The sequence below is a fragment of the Arthrobacter cavernae genome (genome assembly GCF_017368795.1).
GTDB classification, from domain to species: Bacteria; Actinomycetota; Actinomycetes; order Actinomycetales; family Micrococcaceae; genus Arthrobacter; species Arthrobacter cavernae.
Map to the genome: position 1 here is coordinate 90,816 of NZ_JAFNLL010000013.1, position 23,371 is coordinate 114,186.

Annotated in this window: 19 protein-coding genes and 1 tRNA gene; 5 read left to right on the plus strand and 15 right to left on the minus strand. The window is 65.2% G+C overall.

Going from position 1 to position 23,371, the window contains the following annotated elements; all coding sequences use genetic code 11:
- The first annotated feature begins 326 nt into the window (after nucleotides 1-326).
- The gene (locus J1902_RS07395; protein WP_207615641.1) at nucleotides 327-1,565 is read left to right on the plus strand and encodes an IS110 family RNA-guided transposase; all 1,239 of its coding nucleotides are present in this window, start codon (nucleotides 327-329) and stop codon (nucleotides 1,563-1,565) included.
- A gap of 362 nt (nucleotides 1,566-1,927) precedes the next feature.
- Here the strand turns inward: J1902_RS07395 and J1902_RS07400 are convergent, their stop codons facing one another.
- Nucleotides 1,928-3,166 carry a PIN domain-containing protein gene (locus tag J1902_RS07400; RefSeq protein ID WP_207615612.1) on the minus strand — a complete coding sequence of 413 codons (1,239 nt, stop codon included), beginning with the start codon at nucleotides 3,164-3,166 and terminating at the stop codon, nucleotides 1,928-1,930.
- Nucleotides 3,167-3,435: 269 nt separating this feature from the next.
- Between J1902_RS07400 and J1902_RS07405 the strand changes: the two genes are divergently transcribed.
- Nucleotides 3,436-3,645 (plus strand): hypothetical protein, encoded by a 210-nt coding sequence (locus tag J1902_RS07405; protein ID WP_207615613.1) that lies wholly within the window; start codon nucleotides 3,436-3,438, stop codon nucleotides 3,643-3,645.
- A gap of 353 nt (nucleotides 3,646-3,998) precedes the next feature.
- Nucleotides 3,999-4,121: a hypothetical protein gene (locus tag J1902_RS19665; protein WP_278253605.1), complete on the plus strand. Its 123-nt coding sequence runs from the start codon at nucleotides 3,999-4,001 to the stop codon at nucleotides 4,119-4,121.
- Between the two features lie 452 nt (nucleotides 4,122-4,573).
- Here J1902_RS19665 and J1902_RS07410 read toward each other — a convergent pair.
- Nucleotides 4,574-4,655, minus strand: a tRNA-Leu gene (locus J1902_RS07410).
- Nucleotides 4,656-4,851: 196 nt separating this feature from the next.
- On the opposite strand from J1902_RS07410, the gene J1902_RS07415 reads away from it, so the two are divergent.
- Complete coding sequence (locus tag J1902_RS07415) at nucleotides 4,852-5,457, plus strand: ANTAR domain-containing response regulator (protein WP_207615614.1); 606 nt, start codon at nucleotides 4,852-4,854, stop codon at nucleotides 5,455-5,457.
- 129 nt (nucleotides 5,458-5,586) lie between these two features.
- On the opposite strand, the gene pyk is transcribed toward J1902_RS07415, so the two are convergent.
- From pyk to hisI, 11 genes are all read right to left on the minus strand, one after another.
- Nucleotides 5,587-7,056 (minus strand): pyruvate kinase, encoded by a 1,470-nt coding sequence (gene pyk, locus J1902_RS07420; protein ID WP_207615615.1) that lies wholly within the window; start codon nucleotides 7,054-7,056, stop codon nucleotides 5,587-5,589.
- A 55-nt stretch (nucleotides 7,057-7,111) separates the two neighbouring features.
- Entirely contained in the window at nucleotides 7,112-8,569 is a 1,458-nt protein-coding gene (locus J1902_RS07425; RefSeq protein WP_207615616.1) for a glutamate synthase subunit beta, read from the minus strand.
- Complete coding sequence (gene gltB, locus J1902_RS07430) at nucleotides 8,562-13,175, minus strand: glutamate synthase large subunit (RefSeq protein ID WP_207615617.1); 4,614 nt, start codon at nucleotides 13,173-13,175, stop codon at nucleotides 8,562-8,564. The genes J1902_RS07425 and gltB overlap by 8 nt, the downstream gene beginning before the upstream one ends.
- A gap of 261 nt (nucleotides 13,176-13,436) precedes the next feature.
- The gene (gene lgt, locus J1902_RS07435; RefSeq protein ID WP_207615618.1) at nucleotides 13,437-14,564 is read right to left on the minus strand and encodes a prolipoprotein diacylglyceryl transferase; all 1,128 of its coding nucleotides are present in this window, start codon (nucleotides 14,562-14,564) and stop codon (nucleotides 13,437-13,439) included.
- A 3-nt stretch (nucleotides 14,565-14,567) separates the two neighbouring features.
- A complete protein-coding gene (gene trpA / locus J1902_RS07440) occupies nucleotides 14,568-15,374 on the minus strand; it encodes a tryptophan synthase subunit alpha (protein ID WP_207615619.1) in 807 nt (268 codons plus the stop codon).
- The gene (gene trpB, locus J1902_RS07445) at nucleotides 15,374-16,753 is read right to left on the minus strand and encodes a tryptophan synthase subunit beta (RefSeq protein WP_207615620.1); all 1,380 of its coding nucleotides are present in this window, start codon (nucleotides 16,751-16,753) and stop codon (nucleotides 15,374-15,376) included. The genes trpA and trpB overlap by 1 nt, the downstream gene beginning before the upstream one ends.
- Before the next feature lie 131 nt (nucleotides 16,754-16,884).
- Complete coding sequence (trpC, locus tag J1902_RS07450; protein WP_207615621.1) at nucleotides 16,885-17,703, minus strand: indole-3-glycerol phosphate synthase TrpC; 819 nt, start codon at nucleotides 17,701-17,703, stop codon at nucleotides 16,885-16,887.
- Nucleotides 17,704-17,705: 2 nt separating this feature from the next.
- Complete coding sequence (locus J1902_RS07455) at nucleotides 17,706-17,978, minus strand: HGxxPAAW family protein (protein ID WP_207615622.1); 273 nt, start codon at nucleotides 17,976-17,978, stop codon at nucleotides 17,706-17,708.
- A gap of 131 nt (nucleotides 17,979-18,109) precedes the next feature.
- Nucleotides 18,110-18,733, minus strand: a complete 624-nt coding sequence (locus J1902_RS07460) for a Trp biosynthesis-associated membrane protein (protein WP_207615623.1) — start codon at nucleotides 18,731-18,733, stop codon at nucleotides 18,110-18,112.
- Entirely contained in the window at nucleotides 18,730-20,343 is a 1,614-nt protein-coding gene (locus J1902_RS07465) for an anthranilate synthase component I (protein WP_242701728.1), read from the minus strand. The genes J1902_RS07460 and J1902_RS07465 overlap by 4 nt, the downstream gene beginning before the upstream one ends.
- A gap of 57 nt (nucleotides 20,344-20,400) precedes the next feature.
- Entirely contained in the window at nucleotides 20,401-20,835 is a 435-nt protein-coding gene (gene hisI, locus J1902_RS07470) for a phosphoribosyl-AMP cyclohydrolase (RefSeq protein ID WP_207615624.1), read from the minus strand.
- 89 nt (nucleotides 20,836-20,924) lie between these two features.
- On the opposite strand from hisI, the gene J1902_RS07475 reads away from it, so the two are divergent.
- Nucleotides 20,925-21,569: a TIGR03085 family metal-binding protein gene (locus J1902_RS07475; protein ID WP_207615625.1), complete on the plus strand. Its 645-nt coding sequence runs from the start codon at nucleotides 20,925-20,927 to the stop codon at nucleotides 21,567-21,569.
- An 89-nt stretch (nucleotides 21,570-21,658) separates the two neighbouring features.
- Here the strand turns inward: J1902_RS07475 and hisF are convergent, their stop codons facing one another.
- Entirely contained in the window at nucleotides 21,659-22,435 is a 777-nt protein-coding gene (gene hisF / locus J1902_RS07480) for an imidazole glycerol phosphate synthase subunit HisF (protein WP_207615626.1), read from the minus strand.
- Between the two features lie 58 nt (nucleotides 22,436-22,493).
- Entirely contained in the window at nucleotides 22,494-23,354 is an 861-nt protein-coding gene (gene hisG, locus J1902_RS07485; RefSeq protein WP_207615627.1) for an ATP phosphoribosyltransferase, read from the minus strand.
- Nucleotides 23,355-23,371: the final 17 nt, after the last annotated feature.

The window sequence follows — 23,371 nt, forward strand, 5'->3', positions numbered from 1 at the left end:
AAAAAGCACCAATCAGAACACATCACCGCAGGTCAGCAATACGGCGCCTCCGTTCCTGGGCGCACCGTGGTGCGCGAAGATTTGGCAGTGTCGGGCTGGCCTGTGGTGGTTGCTCGCCTTCACGGCGCACACTGAAAGGGTTCGTCGTGGTCGACCCCGAATCCTCTGTAGTGCTGCTGAGCCTGTAGGTCAGCATGGTGGTGGAGGGCTCCACGGGAACCGTGGATTGTTGCCTTCGAGCACGAGCGTCAGACTTACCTTTCTCCCTGCCCTCCCCGCGACGGACATCAGTGATGGTCCTGTTTGATAAGGAGGAGGAAGTAGCCATGGAAGTCGTCCACGTCCGCTGTGCCGGGCTCGACATCTCCAAGAAGGACGCCAAGGTCTGTGTCCGGATCGCCGAGGCAGGGCGTCGCAAACCAATCGAAACGGTGACGACCTGGTCCTCGATGACCAACCAGATCCTCGCATTGCGAGACCACCTTGCCGCTGAGCAGGTCACCTGTGTGGTGATGGAAGCGACCGGAGACTACTGGAAGCCGTTCTATTACCTGCTCGAAGACCTGCCCGGAGCCGAGGTGATGCTGGTCAACGCCCGGCATGTAAAGAATCTCCCAGGCCGCAAAACCGACGTCTCGGACGCCACTTGGCTGGCCCAGCTCGGCGCGCACGGCTTGGTGCGTGGTTCGTTTGTTCCACCGGACCCGATCCGTAGATTACGGGACCTGACCCGGGCCCGGACCGCGATCACCCGTGAACGCGGCCGTGAGATCCAGCGGCTCGAGAAGCTCCTCGAAGACGCCGGGATCAAACTCTCCGCGGTGGCCTCCGACATCACCGGTGTTTCCGGACGGTTGATGCTCCAGTCCCTGATCGAAGGCCAGCGCGACCCGGCCGTCCTCGCGGACCTGGCCAAGCGACGGCTGCGCTCAAAGATCCCGGCGCTGACTGAAGCGCTGACCGGCCGGTTCAGCGAGCACCACGCGTTCCTCGCACGGGTCCATCTGGACCTGATCGACCGGCATTCCGCCGCGATCGAGGACATCTCCTCGCGGATTGAGGTGGTGATCAAGCCCTTTCAAGGATTCCGAGAGCTGATCACCACCATTCCCGGCATCGGCGTCTTGACCGCCGATGTGATCATCGCCGAAATCGGAGGGGACATGTCCAGATTTTCCACCGCCGGCCACCTTGCGTCCTGGGCCGGCACGACACCGGGCAGCAACGAGTCCGCAGGACGGGTCAAGTCCACCAGGACCCGCCCGGGCAACCCCTACCTGCAAGGAGCCCTCGGGGCAGCCGCGATGGCATGTGCACAAAATCCGACCACCTACCTCGGTGCCCGATACCGGCGGATCGCTTCCCGGCGCGGTCCGCAGAAAGCAAACGTCGCCATTCAGCACAAAATGCTCGTTGCAATTTGGCACATGGGCACCGCCGGAACCCTCTATGACGACCCCGGCAGCGATTTCTACACCCGTTTACATCCGGAACGGGCAAAGACCCGGGCGGTCCACCAGCTCGAAACCATGGGCTACCGGGTCACCCTCGACCGGGCTGGCTAACCACAGCACTCTGACGCGAATCCAATCTTCGCGTCAGAGCCCCGGTCCACCGCGAAACCGCGACCCGTGAGCCACGTCAGGTTAAACCACGGGGGTGTCTGCCGTGCTGGAGTCAATGGGATGACGCTGGCCTTTGCTCCGCCGGCCCCTCAATGAACCACCAACCCCGAGGCGGGGCTTCGCCCCGAACGCCGCTGGGTGCTCCGGGGGTGTGCGCGCCCTCGCTCTTATCCCCGATGGTAGTTCCGTGTCCCGCAATGGTCCCTCTGGACACCCCTCAACGATCGCTCTATCCGACGACGACCGAACCCTGGTTGGCGCTCAGCTCGGAAGAAGTGGAACCACTGTTCCAAACGACCGGTTCAGGAGCCAATCCCAAGTTTGATCGACACGAGCTCTGTAATTTCAGGAACTCCGCTGCCCTCAATCCGAATGCCTAGCTGTGCGATGAAGTCTGATGAGAACGTGACTTCCGCCATGTGGTGGTTGTGGTTACTGTTACTTACATGTATCTCTGAGCTTGCGTCAGCCAGGGCCAGCTCGCTCTTGAACATGTAGCCCTCAAGCTCAATCTCGCCTTCGATGGTCGCCGTGCCGACCACGGTCGTCCCGTTATAGTTCTCATCGAGCTGCCACATGACTGTGCCGGGATCTCCTTCTATATAGGAAACCGTTGCGTTCTGGATTTCGCGGGGGTATGCGTTCCCGATTAGCTCAAGACCTGCACTGTTGTCGTAATTGTGATCTGCAACTTCCTGATACATGACATCCGAATCTAGGTAATCCACGCAAGCTTTTGCCACCAAGTCGTCTAAGCCCGAGTTGCGGGACTCTATGTGATGGGTTTGAGCTGGTTCCGCTTCGTCCTCTGCAGCGCTGTCATGCGTTGTCATGAGGTCTCCCGGTCGCGGGGTATTGGAGTCAGAGCGAGAGTTGAGAGAGTCACTTAGAGTGCCAAGGGTTTGAAGAATCTTGAATTGAGATCCGTCTGGCAGAGATTCCGCTAGATCTGCGTGCGGTGCGCCCTTGTCCTTTTCGCCAGCCGAGAAGTCTTTGTAGTTGGCGCTCACAAACCAGATTTCAGCATCTGGACGTGAGTGAGAAAGGACTACGATGGTTCGCCAGATCAGATAGTCTCCTGCTCCTTCACCGTTGGGTTTAAACGGCTTCTTCCGCCCTGTCGCCGCCGCAGCGAGATGGTCGGCATCAACGCTTGGCGCGGGAAGGATCTGACCGCCCACCCTTGCAACGGCTTCTTCGAGACTTTTCCTGACATACTCCGCGCCCATGTGAATTTCCACTAGGCCTTCAAGCTTCGGGAAGTCGATGGGATCAAGATTTGCCTTGGACCTCTCCAAATCCTTTAGTGCCTTTTTGAACCTGTCGATTTTCTGCTTTGTTTGATCCTGGATGTCGGAGGTTTTCTGGCGGGTTAGTTCCTTCAAAACCACCTCAGGGAAGTACAACTCGACCCGGCCCGCCTTCTGATGTTCGGCGATGCGTTCCCAGATCTTGCCTTCAAAGGAAATCGCCCCGTGAACGGCGTTCGAATCAATTACGGCGAGAAGGGGCTGGGTACTCGCAGGAGGCGTCTCAGTCATGCTCTCATTCTGCTTCATCAAGCTTGAAGCTGCTTCACGAGTCAACTGTGTCTGCGCAACTCGACAACTACTTGTGAGGCGCCATCGCCCAATTGAGCTGGCCTGCTGCCACCGGATTTGTCACTGCCTCCTTGAGGGGCCAGCCCTGATCTGGCGCCTCGGTAGTCCCGCTGGCTTTCTGCCACACTGCGCTGGCGTTCTACAAAGGGTGCTTCGTCCGCAACACCAGCCATAGCGTAAACACCCGCGAGGCGGACGGCGACGTCGGCGTGGCCGAGCTGGGCGGCCGCTGCGCCGAAACGCTCGATGAATCGGTTCTGCTCGGTACCCTGCTGTCCACGGTAGGCAACGACGCCGCCGATTCCCGCGACGATAGTCAACGCGAACTGGGTCAGCTCCTTCGGCTGGATCTGTTCACTCCCAACGGGAAGGAGCTGATGGAGGAGCAGATAAGCAGAAACGCCGAGGGCGGAGGCTAACGCCACGGTGGCAACCACCGCGATCAGGAGCCGCTAACGCTTTGCGGTTCGGGAAGAACGCTCAGCAAGCCGGAAACGCTTATGTCGAGCCGCCTGCCCGAAGAGTCGAAGCCTGAAGTAACTAGCCCGCTTCCTGACAATCATGCCTAATGGTCACATCCAGATAGCGTGTATGGGGCTTATTACGTGCCACGTCGCCTACTCCCACCAGTTGGTAGAGCCCCGGCTTTCGGGCGTGACGAAGATACGCCCTGTGGTCGCGCTTTCGTAGTAGGTCCGATCCCTAGCTTGACAGGATCACGGATATCGGCATTCGGCCTGGGCCGTCGTTGGACGGGAGAATCGCGCATCTGATGACCACCACAATGGCCACTGAGAACATCCTGGCAGGCCATGACGATAACGGTCCGGGACGCCATGGCAGCGGGCTGCTCGACGAAGGCGCCTATTCCTCCAAGGTCCCGGTCATGTCGTAGGTAACGACGCTCACCAATGAAGCTGTGTGAGCAAGAGATTCGGAACCGGCCCACCCTCGCCAAAAAGCAGACTTAAGTGTGGACAATGTCCGCACCCCCTTTGGCCAGACAAAGGCGATGCGCCGACCGGCAGCAGGGAGCAACGATGAACCGGACCCTGAAAAATCTTCAAGAAAATTTGCTGAAAGTCATGTCATCGGCACATGAGAGAACCATGAAGAAGTGAACGGCCAAAAAGGGCCGCCACAACACCCCGGAAAGGAAGACCGATTGACCCCAGATCCCAGCAAGCGGAGCGCCCACCAGCCAAGGCACTGATCCCGCTCCCCTACCCAAATTGAACAGGCCACACCCCGGCGGCTAGGTCCCAGCCGGGAATATGAGGCAGAGGCACTTGTCAAGCTTTGTCCACACGTTAAAGCAAAAAACCCCTCTGACGAGGGGTCGTGCTGTGCCCGAGGTGGGACTCGAACCCACACACCTTTCGATACCGCATTTTGAGTGCGGCGCGTCTGCCAATTCCGCCACTCGGGCGCGGAGACACCGGAACAGGACCATCCGACGTCGGGCTCTTCACAGAACCCAACGCTCCCTGTTGCAGTGCGCGAAACTACTCTACATGCAGATAGGCTGATTCCCAGAACCGGCCCGCCGAAGCAATAAGTCATACGCAAGGGCCGCGTGCAACTAAGATGGATCTGAACCCGCCGTACCTTTTCAAGGAGATCCCGTGACAGAACAGACGGAGTCCACGCCCGTATCCCAGCCGGCACGCCGCGTAGTCGTAGCCGAGGATGAGACCCTCATCCGGCTGGACATCATCGAGATTCTCAAGGGCGAAGGTTACGACGTCGTGGGAGAGGCAGACAATGGCCAGAAGGCCGTTGAACTTGCCGAGGAGCTCAAGCCGGACCTGGTCCTCATGGATGTGAAGATGCCCGTCATGGACGGCATCTCCGCAGCCGAGAAGATCGTTAAGGCCCGCATTGCCCCGGTGGTGCTGCTGACCGCATTCAGCCAGAAGGAGCTTGTTGAGCGCGCCCGCGACGCCGGCGCCATGGCCTACGTGGTCAAGCCGTTCACGCCCGCCGACCTCATCCCGGCCATCGAGATCGCACTGTCCCGCCACGAGGAAATCAAGGCCCTCGAAAACGAGGTCTCCGACCTCCAGGAACAGTTCGCCACCCGCAAGCTCGTAGAGCGCGCCAAGAGCCTCCTGACCACCAAGATGGGCCTGACGGAGCCGGAAGCCTTCCGCTGGATCCAGAAGACCTCCATGGACCGCCGCCTCAGCATGCGCGAGGTTGCCGAGACCATCATCAACCAGGTCAACTAGCAACAAGCCAGCAGGCCAAGCCGAAAGGGGCGACCGGACTCCACAATAGGAGCCGGCCGCCCCTTTCGCTGTCTCCACCCAAGGCAAAAGTAAAGGCCCCGCCAAACGGCGGGGCCTTTATTTTGCGGCTTAGCTTTCCGGCCAGGGGCCGACCTTCTCGCGGACGCGGTCTGCGGCACCGGTGTCGGCGAGGTCGCCTACCTTGTGGACCTTGAGCGAGTTGGTGGAGCCGGCGACTCCCGGAGGGGAACCGGCGGCGATCACCACGAGGTCGCCCTCGTCGGCGATCTTCATGTCCATCAGGCTGCGGTCAACCTGTGCCGTCATTTCGTCGGTGTGGCCCACTGTGGGGACCAGCACCGGCTGGATGCCCCAGGTCAGTGCCAGCTGATTCCACACGTGCTCCACGGGGGTGAACGCGAAGACCGGCTTGACCGGACGCAGGCGGGACAGGCGGCGGGCTGAGTCACCGGACTGGGTGAAGGTACAGATGTACTTTGCTTCCAGCTGGTCGGCGATCTCGACGGCAGCACGGGTGATGGCGCCGCCGCGGGTCTTGGGCTTGGTGCCCAGCGGGGGGACGCGCTCGAGGCCGTGGACTTCGGTGGACTCGATGATCCTGGCCATCACCTTGACGGTCTCGATCGGGTAGGCACCAACACTGGTCTCGCCGGACAGCATGACAGCATCGGCACCGTCGAGCACCGCGTTGGCGCAGTCCGAGGCCTCGGCGCGGGTGGGGCGCGGGTTCTCGATCATGGATTCGAGGACCTGGGTGGCCACGATGACCGGCTTGGCCCAGCGGCGTGCCAGTTCAATGGCGCGCTTCTGGACGATCGGGACGTCCTCGAGCGGCAGCTCAACGCCGAGGTCGCCACGGGCAACCATGATGGCATCGAAAGCGTCGATGATCTCGTGGAGCTGGTCCACGGCCTGCGGCTTTTCGATCTTGGCGATCACCGGCACCCGGCGGCCTTCTTCGTCCATGATTTCGTGGACGCGCTTGATGTCGCTCGCGTCACGGACGAAGGAGAGCGCGATGAGGTCCACGCCGCGCTTGATGGCCCAGCGGAGGTCGTCCTCGTCCTTTTCGCTCAGGGCGGGGACGTTGACGGCAACACCGGGCAGGTTGATGCCCTTGTTGTTGGACACCATGCCGCCCACCGTCACCGTGGCGACGACCTTGACGTCGTCCACCTCGATGGCGCGCAGGGCAACCTTGCCGTCGTCGATCAGGAGGGCATCGCCCACGTTGACGTCGTCGGTGAGGCTCTTGAGCGTGGTGGAGCAGATGTCCTTGGTGCCGGGGACGTCTTCAGTGGTGATGGTGAAGGTGTCGCCGACCGCCAGGGCGTGGGGACCGTCCACAAAGCGGCCAAGACGGATCTTGGGGCCCTGGAGGTCGGCCATGATGGCCACAGGCTTGCCCAGCTGTGCTGCGGCCTTGCGGACGTTTACGTAGGTGTTGTCGTGCACGGAGTAGTCGCCGTGGCTCATGTTCATGCGAGCAACGTCGACGCCGGCTTCCAACACCGCGAGGGTGTTGTCATAGCTGGAGATAGCCGGGCCGAAAGTTGCCACAATTTTCGCGCGTCTCATATACCTACCCTAGTAGTGTGCTGCTGGTTGAGTTGAATGGTCGTTCCTGCCGGTCCTATAAGACCGAGATGGCGCGGTCGGTGGGGGCCACCGGAGCCGGGAGAATGGTGCTGCCCATGAGGAACTTGTCGACGGCGGCCGCGCAGGCGCGGCCTTCCGCGATGGCCCAGACGATCAGGGACTGTCCGCGTCCGGCGTCGCCGGCCACGAACACACCTTCGGTGTTCGTCATGTAGTAGCCATCGCGTGCCACGTTGCCGCGGCGGTCGAACTCGGCGCTGACCTGCTCCGTGATGCCGGCCGATTCGGCGCCGGTGAAGCCGAGGCTCAGGAACACCAGGTCCGCGGGGATGATCCGCTCGGTTCCGGCCTTGGGCAGGCGCTTGCCGTCCACGAATTCCGTTTCGGCAACCTTGACGCCGGTGAGCTTGCCGTTTTCGCCGACGAACTCCACGGTGGAAGCCAGGTAGGTCCGCTCGCCGCCTTCTTCGTGGGCGCTGGCGACCTCGAACAGGGTGGGGAACGTTGGCCAGGGCTGGTTCGCGGCACGCTCCAGCGGCGGCTGCTTGCCGATCGCCAGGGTGGTCACAGAGGACGCACCGTGGCGGTGGGCGGTGCCGAGGCAGTCGGCACCGGTGTCGCCACCGCCGAGGATCACCACGTGCTTGCCCTTGGCGTTGATCTGGTTCTCCACGGTCTCGCCGGCCACCACGCGGTTCGCGGGGACCAGGTAGTCCATGGCGTAGTGCACGCCCTCCAGGCCGCGGCCCGGAATCGGTAGGTCGCGCGGCACCGTGGCACCGGTGGCGATAACCACGGCGTCGTAGCGGCGGCGCAGCTGCTCCCAGGTGACATCCGTACCGACGGCGACGCCGGTGCGGAAACGGGTGCCTTCGGCCTTCATCTGCTCCAGGCGGCGGTCCACCTGTTCCTTCTCCATCTTGAAGTCGGGGATGCCGTAGCGCAGGAGGCCGCCGATCTTGTCGTCGCGCTCGTAGACGGCGACGGTGTGGCCGACCCGGGTCAGCTGCTGTGCCACAGCCAAGCCGGCGGGACCGGAGCCGACGACGGCCACCGTCTTGCCGGTGAGGCGCATCGGCGGGAGCGGCTGGACCCAGTCGTTGTCGAAGGCTTCGTCAATGATGGAGACCTCGACCTGCTTGATGGTCACGGCGGGCTGGTTGATTCCCAGCACGCAGGACGCCTCGCAGGGCGCAGGGCACAGGCGGCCCGTGAACTCCGGGAAGTTGTTCGTGGCGTGCAGGCGTTCAATTGCGTCCTCGCCCTTGCCGCGCCACGTGAGGTCGTTCCACTCCGGGATCAGGTTGCCCAGCGGGCAGCCCTGGTGGCAGAAGGGGACGCCGCAGTCCATGCAGCGGCCGGCCTGGCTCTTCAGCACGCCCTTGTCCTGGGCTTCGTACACTTCCTTCCAGTCCATGATGCGGACGGGAACGGGACGGCGTGGCTGCGTTTCGCGCTGCCGGACTTTCAGAAATCCGCGTGGATCAGCCACCGGTTACCTCCAGGATTCGAGACCATACTTCTTCGCCGTCGGGGTCAAGGCCCTCTTCGATGGCGTCGAGACGGGTTTGCAGGACTGCGGCGTAGTCGCGCGGCAGTACTTTGGTGATGCGGGCTGCGGTATCGTCGAAGTTTTCGAGCAGGCGGCCCGCCAGGACGGATTCGGTTTCCTCGACGTGCTTGACGAGGAGGCCGTGGACGATGTCGCGGTCTTCGGCATCCAGCTCGAGGAGCTGGAGTTCGCCGGAGTCCAGCGCATCCTTGTTGACGCGGGCCGGCTGCAGGTCCAGCACATAGGCCGTACCGCCGGACATGCCGGCGCCGAAGTTGCGTCCCGTGCGGCCGATGATCAGGGTCTGGCCGCCGGTCATGTACTCACAGCCGTGGTCGCCGATGCCCTCGACGACGGCGGTGGCGCCGGAGTTGCGCACCAGGAAGCGTTCGCCCACCTGGCCGCGCAGGAACATCTCGCCGCTGGTGGCGCCATAGCCGATCACGTTGCCCGCGATCACGTTCCGCTCCGCCTGGAACACGTTGGTGCGGTCCGGGCGGACGATGATCCGTCCGCCGGAGAGGCCCTTGCCCACGTAGTCATTGGAGTCACCGAACATGCGCAGGGTGATGCCCGCGGGCAGGAAGGCGCCGAGGGACTGGCCCGCGGTCCCCTTCAGCGTGACGTCGATGGTGTCCGTGGCCAGCACGTCAGTGCTGAACGTCTTGGTCACCACGTGGCCCAGCATGGTTCCCACGGAACGGTCCGTGTTGATGACGTCCACCGAGATCTTGACAGGGGTGCGGTCGCTGAGTGCTTCTGCGGCCATCCCGATCAGTCGCTGGTCGAAGTGCTTGTCCAGCTCGTGGTTCTGGCCGGTCATGTTGCGCAGCGGCACATCGTCGTCGAACTCGAGCCCGTGCAGGATCGGGTCCAGGTCGAGGCCTTCGGCCTTCCAGTGGTTGATCGCCTCACGGGAGTCGAGCATTTCGGCATGGCCGATCGCCTCCGCCAGGCTGCGGAAACCGAGCTCGGCGAGGATCTCGCGGACTTCCTCAGCGAGGAACTCGAAGAAGTTGACCACGAATTCGGGCTTGCCGTTGAACCGGGAGCGCAGCTCAGGGTTCTGCGTGGCAACGCCGACGGGGCAGGTGTCCAAGTGGCAGACGCGCATCATGATGCAGCCGGAGACCACCAGCGGTGCGGTGGCAAAACCGTACTCTTCGCCGCCCAGGAGCGCGGCGATGACCACGTCGCGGCCGGTCTTGAGCTGGCCGTCCACCTGCACCACCACGCGGTCGCGCAGGCCGTTGAGCATGAGGGTCTGCTGGGTTTCGGCAAGGCCGAGTTCCCAGGGCACACCGGCGTGCTTGAGCGAGTTCAGCGGCGAGGCGCCGGTTCCGCCGTCGTGGCCGGAAACCAGCACGACGTCGGCCTTCGCCTTGGTGACGCCGGACGCCACCGTGCCGATGCCCACCTCGGAGACGAGCTTGACATGCACACGGGCCGAAGGGTTGGCGCGCTTGGCATCGTAGATGAGCTGCGCTAGGTCTTCGATCGAGTAGATGTCGTGGTGCGGGGGCGGGGAGATGAGCCCGACGCCGGGGGTCGAGTGACGGGTCCGGGCCACCCAGGGGTAGACCTTCTGGGCCATGAGCTGGCCGCCTTCACCCGGCTTGGCACCCTGCGCCATCTTGATCTGGATGTCTTCGGCGTTTGTCAGGTACAGGCTGGTGACACCGAAGCGCCCGGAAGCGATCTGCTTGATCGCCGAGCGGCGCTCGGGATCCAGGAGACGGTCGACGTCCTCGCCGCCCTCGCCGGTGTTGGACTTGGCGCCCAGCCGGTTCATGGCGATCGCGAGGGTCTCGTGCGCTTCCTTGGAAATGGAACCGTAGCTCATGGCTCCGGTGGAGAAGCGCTTGACGATGCTGGAAACCGATTCGACTTCCTCGAGCGGCACCGCAGGACGCAGCCCGGTCTTGAACTTGAGCAGGCCGCGCAGGGTCATCAGGTTCTCGGACTGGTCGTCAATGCCCTTGGTGTAGGCCTTGAAGATGTCGTACCGGCGTTCGCGGGTGGCGTGCTGCAGGCGGAAGACCGTCTCCGGGCTGAAGAGGTGCGGTTCGCCGTCGCGGCGCCACTGGTATTCGCCGCCGCCCAGGAGCGGGCGGTGCGGGTGCTCTATGCCGCCCTCGGGGTAGGCCATCTGGTGGCGTGCCGAGACCTCGGCAGCGATGACGTCCAGGCCCACGCCGCCCAGCTGGGAGTGCGTGCCGGAGAAGAATTCGTCCACGAGTTCCTGGGACAGGCCCAGTGCCTCGAAGGTCTGGGCGCCGCAGTAAGAGGCCACCGTGGAGATGCCCATCTTGGACATGATCTTCAGGACACCCTTGCCGAGGCCCTTGATCAGGTTGTAGACGCCGTCCTCCGGGGTCACACCCACCACTTCGCCGGTGGTGATCAGCTGTTCGACCGATTCCATGGCCAGGTAGGGGTTGACGGCGGAGGCGCCGAAGCCCACCAGCACGGCCACGTGGTGCGTCTCGCGGACGTCGCCGGCCTCGACCACCAGTGCGGTCTTGGTGCGGTTGGCGCTGCGGAGCAGGTGGTGGTGCACGGCGCTGGTCAGCAGGAGGGACGGGATCGGCGCCCACTGTGCGTTGGAGTCACGGTCGGAGAGCACGATGTACTGCACGCCGCGGTTAATGGCGCCGGAAACCTGCTCGCAGATTTCCGTCAGGCGCGCACGCAGGGCCGCTTCGCCACCTTCGGGGCGGTAGAGGCCGCGCACCTTCATGGCGACCTTGTCGCCGTCGGCGTTTTCGATGTTCGCGATCTTGGCGAGCTGGTCGTTGTTGATCACGGGGAACGGCAGCGAGATCTGCGGCTGGCGGACCTGGTTGACGTCCAGAAGGTTGCCGTTCGGACCGATGGCGCACTTGAGCGAGGTGACGAGTTCCTCGCGGATGGCGTCCAGCGGCGGGTTGGTGACCTGCGCGAAGGACTGCACGAAGTAGTCGAACAGCAGGCGCGGGCGCTTGGAGAGCACGGCCACCGGGGTGTCCGAACCCATGGCGCCGAGGGGCTCGGCACCGGTGCGGGACATGGGGCCGAGGAGGATCTTCAGTTCCTCGGTGGTGTAGCCGAAGGTCCGCTGGCGGATGTTGACGGACGCGGCCGTGTGGACCACATGCTCGCGCTCCGGCAGGTCCTTGAGGTCGATCAGGTTGTCCTTGAGCCATTCGGCCCAGGGGTTGGCAGCGGCCACCTCGGCCTTGACCTCGGCGTCGTCGATGATCCTGCCCGAGCCGGTGTCCACCAGGAACATCTTGCCCGGGGCAACACGGCCCTTCTTGACCACCTTGGCGGGCTCGACGTCGATCACGCCCACCTCGGAGGCGAAGACGATCAGGCCGTCCTCGGTGATCCAGTAGCGGCCGGGGCGCAGGCCGTTGCGGTCCAGGGTGGCGCCCACGAGGTTGCCGTCGGTGAAGGACACGGCGGCCGGTCCGTCCCACGGCTCCATGAGCAGCGAGTGGTACTCGTAGAAGGCGCGGCGGGCCGGGTCCATCGTGGCGTGGTTTTCCCAGGCCTCGGGGATCATCATCATGATCGAGTGCGTGATGGGGCGGCCGGAGAGCCACAGCAGTTCGGCGACCTCGTCGAAGGACGCGGAGTCGGAAGCACCCGGGGTACAGATCGGGTAGAGCTCTTCCGGGGTGTCGCCCAGCAGCGGGTTGGCCAGCTGCGACTGGCGGGCGCGCATCCAGTTCCGGTTGCCTTTGACGGTGTTGATCTCACCGTTGTGGGCGATGGTACGGAACGGCTGGGCCAGCGGCCACGACGGGAACGTGTTCGTGGAGAAGCGCGAGTGGACGATCGCCAACTTGGTCTTGAAGCGCTTGTCCGAGAGGTCCGGGTAGAACGGTTCCAGCTGGGCGGTGGTCAGCATGCCCTTGTAGACGATGGTGCGCGAGGACAGCGAGGGGAAATAGACGCCGAACTTGTTCTGGGCACGCTTGCGGATGCGCCAGGCACGGGAGTCGATCTCGTTGCGTTCCAGCTGCTCGCCGGTGGCCGATACGAAGAAGGGCTGCGAGAAGTACGGCATGCAGGCGCGGGCCATGGCTCCGACCAGGTCCGCCACCACGGGGACTTCGCGCCAGCCGAGCACGGTCAGGCCTTCGTCGGCCGCCAGTGCTTCGATGCCGGCCTTGGCCGTCTCGGCCTCACGGGATTCAGCGGGCAGGAAGGCCGTTCCGACGACGTACTGGCCGGGAGCCGGCAGTTCGAATTCGGTGACGGCGCGGAAGAATTCGTCGGGAACCTGCATGAGGAGCCCGGCGCCGTCACCGGTGCCTTCGTCAGCGCCGACGGCGCCACGGTGTTCAAGGTTGCGGAGGGCCGTCAGTGCCGCTTCCACGATGTCGTATCCCGGCTCGCCGCGGAGCGTGGCAATGATGGCCAGGCCGCAGGCGTCCTTTTCCTTGTCCGGGTTGTACAGACCCTGGGCCTCCGGAAGCGCGGCGAAGCGCTTGAACGGAGAGATGGTCCCCTCGGAGCCGGCCTTTTCGGACCAACCGGGGTTATGAAGATGGGTCATGGAAGACGTCCTTCCTCGTGATCGTGCGTTGGAAGGGACAACGTTGGCCCCACTTTGCCCCGCCCTGTGACGGGCACAACAAAGCGCTTGTTTTATTGGAAGTGTAGGCCAGTAGGACAGACGCAACGAAGAGTTACGCGACCACTGGCCTTGGCTTGACCGGGGGGCAGCTATGTGCACCTTCCGGTATGCCGGGGTGCCACGCCATTGTGGACGGCGGGCCCAAGGAGTGGTGACTCTGCGGCCCTCTGCCGGGCTCGACTACTTGGTGTCGTCAGCTTCCGGGGCGGATCCTGGCGTTTTGCCGCCGGTGACTCCAGCCGTTCCCGCATCCGGCGTAGTGCCGGCCGCGGGTTTCTCAGCTGCTTCCCGGGGCTCGACAATGTGGCCTGGATCGCTTTTCTCATCTCGCAGATTACCATGCACACCCTCCCCGGAAACAGATCCGCCCGCATCATGGCCAGTGACGCTGCCCACTGCGGCGTCGGGCCCGTGCCCAGGCAAGTAGGCGGTGTCCGGTTCCGGCCGGCCCTTGAGGCCCATCACGATGAACACGGCCAGTGCAACCACGAACACCAGGATGCTGGTCCAGACGTTGAGGCGGGTGGTGATGCCGAAGAGGGTGACCTGCTCGGCGTCGTCGATCCGCAGGGCTTCAATCCAGACGCGGCCCAGCGTGTAGTACATGGCGTAAAGCCAGAACAGGCGTCCCCGGCGGAAGTGGAACCTGCGGTCCAGGACCAGCAGCAGCGCGACGCCAACCAGGTTCCACAGGGATTCATACAGGAACGTCGGATGGAACAGCGTGTCCGTGGGCATGCCCGACGGGAAATTGGCGTTGGCGGGATCGATCTGCAGGCCCCACGGCAGGGTGGTGGGGGCACCGAAGAGTTCCTGGTTAAACCAGTTGCCCCAGCGGCCGATCGCCTGGGCGAGCAGCAGGCCCGGGGCCGCCGCATCAAGGAAAGCCGTGAGCTTCACGCCGGCGCGGCGGCAGCCGATCCAGGCACCGAAGACGCCCAGCACCACGGCGCCCCAGATTCCCAGCCCGCCGCGCTGGATCTGCGGAATGAGCGAGAGGTCGCCGGTGCCATCGAAGCCGGGGCCGAAGTAGGCATCGGGCGAGGAGAACACATGGTAGAGGCGGCCGCCGATGATGCCGAAGGGAACCGCCCAGATGGCGATGTCCCACAGGCTGCCTTCCGGGGTGCCGCGGCCCTTCCAGCGCGCCGACGTCAGCCACAGGCCGATGACGATGCCCGCCAGGATGCACAGGGCGTAAGCGTGGATACGCAGAGTCCCCCACGGCAGCGGAATATCGAATCCGGACCAATCAGGGCTCGGAATGCTCAGTGGAGCCATTGCCGCTACGTGGAGGACTGTCTGCATCGTTTAGGCTTCTTCCCTGGTCAGGCCGGCGCTGAGGTTCTTGGTGAGCTGCCCGACGGCGTCCACGCCGCCGTCGCGGATGGCCGCGACCAGCGCGGTGCCGACGATCACGCCGTCGGCGTAGGCTGCGATCTCGCGGACGTGGTCCGCGTTCGAGACGCCCAGGCCCACGCAGACGCGTTCCGCGCCGGCGGCGTGCGTGTTGGCGACGACTTTCTCGGCGCTGCTGCTGACGGACTGGCGGGTTCCGGTGACGCCCATGATGGAGACGGCGTAGACGAAGCCCCGGCTGGCCTTGACGGTCATGGCAAGGCGTTCCGGGGTGGATGAGGGCGCCACGAGGAACACGCGGTCCAGGCCGTACTTGTCCGAGGCTGCAAACCATTCGGAGGCTTCATCGGGGATGAGGTCCGGCGTGATGAGGCCCGCTCCCCCGGCTTCGGCCAGGCGGCGGGAGAATTCGTCCACGCCCATGCGCATGACGGGGTTCCAGTAGGTCATGACCAGCACGGCAACATCGGTGGCCGCCGTGATGCCGGCGACCACATCGAAGACGCTGGCCACGCGGAAGCCGCTGGCGATCGCCTCGGTGGTGGCCGCCTGGATGACAGGGCCGTCCATGACGGGGTCCGAGTACGGGATGCCGATTTCGATGAGGTCGGCGCCGTTGCGGGCCATGGCGATGCCGGCGTCGATGCTGGCCTGCACGCTGGGGTAGCCGGCCGGCAGGTAGCCGATCAGGGCCGCACGGCCCTCGGCCTTGGCGCGGTCGATGGCCGCTGCGGACTTGCTCGTGATCTGTTCAGTCATCAGTTCTGGTCCTCTTTGACGTCTGCAGCGCCGGCTTCGGCTGCGCGCTCGGCCGGGCCCTTGGGCTTGCGGGTGGAGAGGGTGGTGCCCTTGACGTTGCCTTCCTCATCCAGCATGTCGAACCAGGCGGCGGCCGTTTCGACGTCCTTGTCGCCGCGGCCGGACAGGTTCACGATGATGGTGACCTCGGATGGGTCGGCCTTGCCCTCCGTGAGCCGCTGGCCCACCTTGATGGCGCCAGCCAGGGCGTGCGAGGACTCGATCGCGGGAAGGATGCCCTCAGTGCGGCACAGGAGGCGGAAGGCATCCATGGCTTCGGTGTCCGTGATGGGCTCGTACGTGACACGGCCGATGTCGGCGAGGTACGAGTGCTCGGGGCCCACGCTCGGGTAGTCCAGGCCGGCCGAAATCGAGTGCGATTCGATGGTCTGGCCGTCCTCGTCCTGCATGAGGTAGGAACGGGCGCCGTGCAGCACGCCGGGGCGGCCGAGCGTGATGGCTGCGGCGTGGCGGCCGGTGTCGACGCCGTCACCGCCTGCCTCGAAGCCGTAGATCTTCACGGAGGCGTCATCCAGGAAGCTGTGGAAGATGCCGATCGCGTTGGAGCCGCCGCCGATGCAGGCGCAGACGGCGTCGGGCAGCTTGCCGGTCTGCTCAAGGATCTGGGCGCGGGCTTCCACGCCGATGACCTCGTGGAAGAAGCGGACCATGGCCGGGAACGGGTGGGCCCCGGCCGCGGTGCCCAGCAGGTAGTGGGTGTTCTCCACATTGGAGACCCAGTCGCGGAGGGCATCGTTGATGGCGTCCTTGAGCGTCTGGGACCCGTTGGTCACGGGGACCACGGTTGCGCCCAGGAGCTGCATGCGGGCCACGTTCAGGGCCTGCCGGCGGCAGTCCTCGGCGCCCATGTAGACAACGCATTCGAGGCCCAGCAGGGCGGCGGCGGTGGCGCTGGCCACGCCGTGCTGCCCGGCACCGGTTTCGGCGATGACGCGGGTCTTGCCCATGCGCTTGGCCAGCAGGGCCTGCCCCAGGACGTTGTTGATCTTGTGCGAACCGGTGTGGTTGAGGTCTTCGCGCTTGAGGAAGATCCTGGCGCCGCCGGCGTGCTCGGAGAAGCGCTTGGCCTCCGTAAGCAGGGACGGCCTGCCCGAGTAGTTCTTGTTCAGGTCGTTCAGCTGCGCCAGGAACTCCGGATCAGCCTTGGCCTTCTCGAACGTGTGCTGGACCTCGTCAAGGGCGGCAATGAGGGACTCGGGCATCCAACGGCCGCCGTAGCGGCCGAAGTAGGGCCCCGGTGCGTTCCGCAGCGAAACGCCACCTTGCAGGAATGCGTCGGCCGCATTCTCTTCCGAGTTGGCCGCTGGCGCGTCCACCATCAGTCTCACCGTCCTGTTCCAGTCATCGATCGAATAAGTTCCAGTTGCCGCAAGGCAGCCGCGGGCATCAATGTCCGGGCTGCCTCGTGGCGGTCGCCGTGCTTAAGGTACGCCATGTGTGGCGCACCGGTTCAGTTCCTGACCGCGATGGCCGCGGCTCCGGCTGCCTTGAATTCAGCGATTCGCTCACGCGGCGTGGCGTCACTGACCAGGGCCTCCCCCACCAGGATGGCGTTGGCGCCGCCCGCGGCGTAGTGCGAAACGTCGTCGGCTCCGCGGACACCGGACTCGGCCACGATCACTGCCTCGGCAGGAATCAGGCCGGCCAGGGAGCCGAAAAGCGAGCGGTCGACGTCGAGCGTTTTGAGGTTGCGGACGTTGACGCCGATGATGCGCGCCTGCGCGGCAACGGCACGTTCGATTTCCTCTTCCGTGTGGGTCTCCACCAGGACGTTCATGCCGAGTTCGTGGCTGAGCGCGCTGAACTCGTTCAGCTGTGCGTCGGAGAGTGCGGCAACGATGAGCAGGATAAGGTCGGCACCGTGGGCACGGGCTTCCCAGATCTGGTACTCGTCCACCGTGAAGTCCTTGCGGAGCAGGGGGATCCCGACGGCGGCGCGCACCGCGTCAAGGTCGGCCAAGCTGCCGCCGAAACGGCGCTGTTCGGTGAGCACGCTGATCACGGAGGCCCCGCCGTCGGCGTACTGCACGGCAAGGGACGCCGGGTCCGCGATCGACGCGAGGTCTCCCTTGGACGGGCTGCGGCGCTTGATCTCCGCGATGACCTTGAGCTCATCCCGGCTCGGCGAGGGGCCGCCGAGGGCGGTCCAGGCGTCCAGGGCCGGCGCTGCTGCCGCCGCACGGTCCTTCAGTTCCGCGAGTGAAACCAGGCGGCGGCGGGACTCCATGTCCTCCCTGACACCAACGATGATGTCATCAAGAACCGTCACGGTCAGTGGCCGGAGTTCTTCAGCTTGCTGCCGCCCACGCCGTAACCGGCCTTACGCATGGCCCAGCCGGCCAGCAGGCCGAGGACCATGACCACGAGGCCGCCGATGAAGACCGGGGTGCTGGCGATCACGTAGGCGATGGAGGAAACCAGTGCGCCAACCAGCATGATAATCACGCAGGTCCAGGCTGCCGGGCTGTTGCCGTGGCCGATCGCGTCAGCGTGGCTGGCGGTGGTCACGGGGGCGTGGGTAGCGGGCGCTGTGGTTTTGCTCATGTGGAATCTCCTCAAGACGAATACTGCTTACATTCTGCCATTTATTGACGGCGGCCGAGACATCGTCCGACGTCAGCGCCGGGAACCGCGTTTTGTTGCGGAGGGCCGGCACAAGCTCTGCTGGATCGACGCTACGTGGGGTCTTCCCCGCGTGACAGGCTGTCCCAGCTGTCGATTTCGTCGACGGGGCCGGTACCGGCCTGCCGGGCGCGTGCTGCGACGTCGTACTTGGTGCGCGTCTTCCAGTGGCGGCCCGCCGGCGGGAGGACCATGGCACAGACCGCCAACAGGGAAGCCGCGACGACGGCGAGCAGCGGGAAGACGGTTGCGGTCGCCGCAGCCTGTCCGCCGGAAATCCCGGTGGCAGCGGCAATCGAGCCCTGCGCGGCGGCGAGGGGGGCGGCCAGGACGGTGGCCGCGGCCGCGATGATGCCCGCCGCGGAGAGGGCGATGATCACGGCGATGATCCAACGCGAGAACCGGCCGGCAATGGAAGCTGCCAGGCCGCCGGCCAGGGCCACCAGCGCCAATGCCGTCACGGCCGTGGCCGCCTTGCTGCCCTGAACGTGAAGGTCGCTGCTGGACGCGCCCGCGGGGTCCAGGCGCACCTCGATCCAGCTCTGGGTGGTGGTGCCGAAGACCGCGAGGGCCAGGAGCACCGTCACGAGCACCAGGGTGGACTTGCGCGCCCAGCGCGGCGGCCGGACAGCTGAACTTGCCGGTGTCGGGGAGCCTGCCGGTATTGCGGTGCTCATGGGGCGGGCGTCCCGCCGTCGGCGCTTCCGGCCGCGGCGTCTCCGGCCGCCTTGTCTCCGGCCGCCGGCACGGAGTCTGCCGAGATGTTGCGCAGCGAGCCTGCCGTGTGGACGGCGCGCAGCGGCGCGGCGGCCTTGTTCACGGTTTCCAGGGCTTCTGCGGGCTTGTGCGAGTCCGCCACGATCCCGCCGCCGGCCTGGACGTAGGCCCGGCCTTCGCGGAGCAGGGCGGAGCGGATGGCGATGGCCATGTCCATGTCCCCGGCGAAGTCGAGGTACCCCACCACGCCGCCGTAGATGCCGCGGCGGTGCGGTTCCAGCTCATCGAGCAGGCGCAGGGCCCGGGGCTTGGGCGCACCGGAGAGCGTGCCGGCCGGAAACGTCGCCTTCAGGACATCGTAGGCCGTGGCCTTCGGGGCGAGCTCGCCCACCACGGTGGAGACGAGGTGCATGATGTGGCTGAAGCGCTCCACTTCCATGAACTGCGTGACGTCCACGGTTCCGGCAACGCAGACCTTGGAGAGGTCGTTGCGGGACAGGTCCACCAGCATGAGGTGCTCGGCTCGTTCCTTTTGGTCGGCGAGCAGCTCCGTGGCCAGGGCCTTGTCCGCCTCCACGGTCTTGCCGCGGGGACGCGAGCCGGCGATGGGGTGCGTGATGACCTCGTTGCCGTGCACGGTGACGAGGGCTTCCGGGGAAGACCCGACGATCGAGTACTCCCGGCCTGCGGAGTCTTCGAGGCTGAAGATGTACATGTACGGGCTCGGGTTGGTGTTGCGCAGCACGCGGTAGACGTCCAGGGGGTCGGCGCCGCATTCCATTTCGAAGCGGCGCGAGATGACCACCTGGAAGACCTCGCCGTCGACGATCGCCTCCTTGCCACGGTCCAGGGCGGCCATGTACTTGTCCTCGTCCCAGCGTTCCTGGACGCTGGAGGCAAAGTCGACGGCGGCCGTTTCCAGCACGGAGACGGGCTGGGCCACGGGCGTGCTCACCTGTTCGAGCAGCGCCTTCACGCGGGCCACGGCGTCGTGCCAGGCATCGTCCACGCGTTCGGAACTGTTGTCAAAGTTGATGGCGTTCGCGATCAGCAGGACGGTGCCGTCCATGTTGTCGTGCACGGCCATGTCCGTGACAAGGTTCAGCGCCATTTCCGGCAGGTCCAGGTCATCCTCGGGTGGGCTCGTGAGCTTTTCCCAGTGGCGGACGGTTTCCCAGCCGAGGAATCCCACCAGGCCGGAGGTGAACGGCGGAAGGCCTTCGAAACGGTCGGTCTGCAGTGCGGCGACCGTGTCGCGGACGGCATCCACGGGGCTGCCGTCCACCGGCACGCCCACCGGCGGCTCGCCGATCCAGTGTGCCTGGCCGTTCTTGCTGGTCAGCGTGGCGCGGGAACGGGCGCCGATGAAGGAATAGCGGGACCATGCGCCGCCCACGGCGGCGGATTCCATCAGGAACGTGCCGGGTTGCCCCTGGGCCAGCTTCCGGTAGAGGCCGATCGGCGTCTCGGCGTCGGCCAGGACCTTCAGCCGGACGGGGATGACACGGCTGTGGAGGGCGAGTTCGCGGAACTCTTCCAGGCCCGGGCTGATGATTCCAAGGTCCTGCATGGCTATTCTTCTCCGCCTCTGCTCAGTGGTGGTGCGTGTGTGAATGTGGTGCGGGGACTAGTCCCGGTGGCCTGTCTGGTCCCGGTGGCCTGTGACGACGTCGAAGCTGCGGTCATCGAAGCAGGTCCGGGTTCCGGTGTGGCATGCGGCGCCCACCTGGTCGACACGGATCAACAGGGCATCGCCGTCGCAGTCGAGGGCAACGGACTTGACGAATTGCGCGTGCCCGGAGGTGTCGCCCTTGCGCCAGTATTCCTGGCGGGAGCGCGAGTAGAACGTCACCCGACCAGTGGTCACGGTGCGGTTCAGCGCTTCATCGTCCATCCAGCCGAGCATGAGCACCTCGTTGGTGTCGTACTGCTGGACGATGGCGGCCACCAGTCCTGCGGAATCACGCTTCAGCGCGACGGCAATCTCCTGCGGAAGCGGGCTTTCGGGGTTGCTGGAAAGCTCCGCGGTGGGAGTGGGGCTGGGGACAGACTGCTCAGACATCAGACCAAGTCTAGTGCCTTTCAACAGGGCGAAACTCTGCGGCGGTTCCAGTGCGCAAGAGAGGTCCTCTCGTGCTAGTTTCACAAGTGATGCATTTCGTCGATCCCTCCCGCGAAGTACTGGCCGAAACACTCCTGGCGGCCGGTCCTGACTCAGCCACGCTCTGCAAAGGGTGGCTGACCCGCGACCTTGCTGCGCACCTGTACCTGCGTGAGCGCAAAGCCTCCGTGGGCGTCGGACTCCTGATCCCCCGGCTCGGCAAGGCCTCGGACAAGGCGACAGCGAAGCTGGCCGCCAAGCTCAAGACCGCCGAGGACTACGCCGGGATCGTGAACGCCTTCCGCGCCGGTCCCGGCGCCCTCTCGCCGCTGAAGATCAAGGCACTCGACGAAGCTTCCAATCTCATTGAGTACTTCGTGCACACCGAGGACATCCGCCGCGCCGGCGACCGCTGGGCCCCGCGCGCACTGGACGAAGAGTATTCCGACGCGCTCTGGGATGAACTCATCAAGCGTGCGGCCTTCCTGTACCGCGGCGTCGACCTCGGCATCGTCCTGGTCCGTCCCACCGGCCCCCGCCACGTCGCCAAGCGCGCCCCGGTCTCGGTGGCCATTGTCGGCGAGCCCGGCGAACTGCTCATGCACGCCCACGGCCGCACGCGCCAGGCGCTGGTCACCTTCGAAGGCCAGCCGGACGCCGTCGCGCTCCTGCAGTCGGCCGACATCGGTCTCTGACCCTGTAGACACGAAAACGTCGGCGGGCCCACCGGATATCCGGTGGGCCCGCCGACGTTTTGCTCGGATGAAGTCCTAGGAGACACGCCTTAGCGGACCTCGAAGCCTGCCTCGCGGATGGCGGTCTTGACCTGGGAGATCATGTCGTCCGGGCCGAAGTGGAAGACCGAGGCGGCCAGGACGGCGTCGGCCCCTGCTTCGACGGCGGGCGGGAAGTGTGCCGGCTCGCCGGCCCCGCCCGAGGCGATGATGGGGATGTTGACGGCCGCACGGACCAGGCGGATGAGCTCGAGGTCGAAGCCGTCCTTGGTGCCGTCGGCGTCGATCGAGTTGAGCAGGATTTCACCCACCCCGCGGTCCGCGGCTTCCCTGGCCCAGGCGATGGCGTCGATGCCGGTCCCCTGGCGGCCGCCGTGGGTGGTCACCTCGAAACCGGACGGGGTCGGTTCGGAGCCGGGCCGGATGCGGCGTGCATCCACGGAGAGCACCAGGACCTGTGAGCCGAAGTGCCGGGTGATTTCGTCGATGACGTCCGGGCGGGCCACGGCTGCGGTGTTGATGGAGGCCTTGTCAGCACCGAAGCGCAGGAGCTTGTCCACCTCGGCCACACCGCGGACGCCGCCGCCCACGGTCAAGGGGATGAAGACTTCCTCGGCGGTGCGGCGGACGACCTCGAAGGTGGTTTCGCGGTTGCCCGAGGACGCCGTGACGTCCAGGAACGTCAGTTCGTCGGCGCCTGCATTGTCATAGCGGTGCGCCAGCTCCACCGGGTCCCCGGCGTCGCGAAGGCCCTCGAAGTTGATGCCCTTGACGACGCGGCCCGCGTCGACATCGAGGCACGGGATGACTCGTACAGCTACAGCCATGGGTACTCCTGGAATTCTGCTCTTGGGTTCTACTGCTCGCGCCTGCCGGTGGGGCAGCTCAGATGCGGCAGGCGTGGATGCTGCTGACCAGGATGGCCCGGGCACCGAGATCGTAGAGCTCGTCCATGATCCGGTTGGTTTCCTTCTTGGGAACCATGGAGCGGACGGCAACCCAGTCCGAGTCGCGCAGCGGCGAAACCGTGGGCGATTCCAGGCCGGGGGTCAGTGCGGCGGCCTGCTCGACGAGCTCCTTGCGGATGTCGTAGTCCATCAGCACGTACTGGCGTGCCACCAGGACGCCCTGCAGGCGGCGGATGAGCACCTCAATCTCCTTGGCCGTGCCGTTCGCGGCACCGCCCTCACCGGTGCGGCGGATCAGCACAGCTTCGGATTTGAGGATGGGTTCGCCGAAGATTTCCATGCCGGCCGCCTTGAGCGTGTTGCCGGTCTCGACGACGTCGGCGATCGCGTCCGCGACGCCCAGCCGCACGGAGGATTCCACGGCACCGTCCAAGCGAACCACCTTGGCGTTGACGCCGCGCTCGGCGAGGTAGTCGCGCAGGAGGCCGTCGTAGCTGGTGGCCAGGCGCTTGCCTTCAAGCTGCTCGACGCCGGAGAAGTCGCCAACGGGGCCGGCGAAGCGGAACGTCGAGGCGGCAAAGCCGAGGGGAAGCAGTTCCTCTGCTTCCACCTGCGCGTCCAGCAGGAGGTCGCGGCCGGTGATGCCGACGTCGAGGGTTCCCTGGCCGACGTACACGGCGATGTCGCGCGGGCGGAGGAAGAAGAACTCAATGTCGTTGTCGGGATCGACCATGACCAGTTCGCGGGTGTCGCGGCGCTGGCGGTATCCCGCCTCGGACAGCATGGCCGTGGCGGCTTCGGACAGGGATCCCTTGTTGGGGACGGCTACTCGCAGCATGGAAAACTTTCTGGTTG

Bases quoted from the DNA above. Each gene is read 5' to 3' on its own strand.
- J1902_RS07460 (WP_207615623.1), bottom strand. From the start codon at position 18,733: ATGAGCACCGCAATACCGGCAGGCTCCCCGACACCGGCAAGTTCAGCT.
- J1902_RS07455 (WP_207615622.1), bottom strand. From the start codon at position 17,978: ATGAGCAAAACCACAGCGCCCGCTACCCACGCCCCCGTGACCACCGCC.
- hisG (WP_207615627.1), bottom strand. From the start codon at position 23,354: ATGCTGCGAGTAGCCGTCCCCAACAAGGGATCCCTGTCCGAAGCCGCC.
- hisI (WP_207615624.1), bottom strand. From the start codon at position 20,835: ATGTCTGAGCAGTCTGTCCCCAGCCCCACTCCCACCGCGGAGCTTTCC.
- J1902_RS07395 (WP_207615641.1), top strand. From the start codon at position 327: ATGGAAGTCGTCCACGTCCGCTGTGCCGGGCTCGACATCTCCAAGAAG.
- J1902_RS07400 (WP_207615612.1), bottom strand. From the start codon at position 3,166: ATGACTGAGACGCCTCCTGCGAGTACCCAGCCCCTTCTCGCCGTAATT.
- trpA (WP_207615619.1), bottom strand. From the start codon at position 15,374: ATGACTGAACAGATCACGAGCAAGTCCGCAGCGGCCATCGACCGCGCC.
- J1902_RS07475 (WP_207615625.1), top strand. From the start codon at position 20,925: ATGCATTTCGTCGATCCCTCCCGCGAAGTACTGGCCGAAACACTCCTG.
- lgt (WP_207615618.1), bottom strand. From the start codon at position 14,564: ATGCAGACAGTCCTCCACGTAGCGGCAATGGCTCCACTGAGCATTCCG.
- J1902_RS07465 (WP_242701728.1), bottom strand. From the start codon at position 20,343: ATGCAGGACCTTGGAATCATCAGCCCGGGCCTGGAAGAGTTCCGCGAA.
- trpB (WP_207615620.1), bottom strand. From the start codon at position 16,753: ATGGTGGACGCGCCAGCGGCCAACTCGGAAGAGAATGCGGCCGACGCA.
- pyk (WP_207615615.1), bottom strand. From the start codon at position 7,056: ATGAGACGCGCGAAAATTGTGGCAACTTTCGGCCCGGCTATCTCCAGC.
- J1902_RS19665 (WP_278253605.1), top strand. From the start codon at position 3,999: ATGACCACCACAATGGCCACTGAGAACATCCTGGCAGGCCATGACGAT.
- hisF (WP_207615626.1), bottom strand. From the start codon at position 22,435: ATGGCTGTAGCTGTACGAGTCATCCCGTGCCTCGATGTCGACGCGGGC.
- gltB (WP_207615617.1), bottom strand. From the start codon at position 13,175: ATGACCCATCTTCATAACCCCGGTTGGTCCGAAAAGGCCGGCTCCGAG.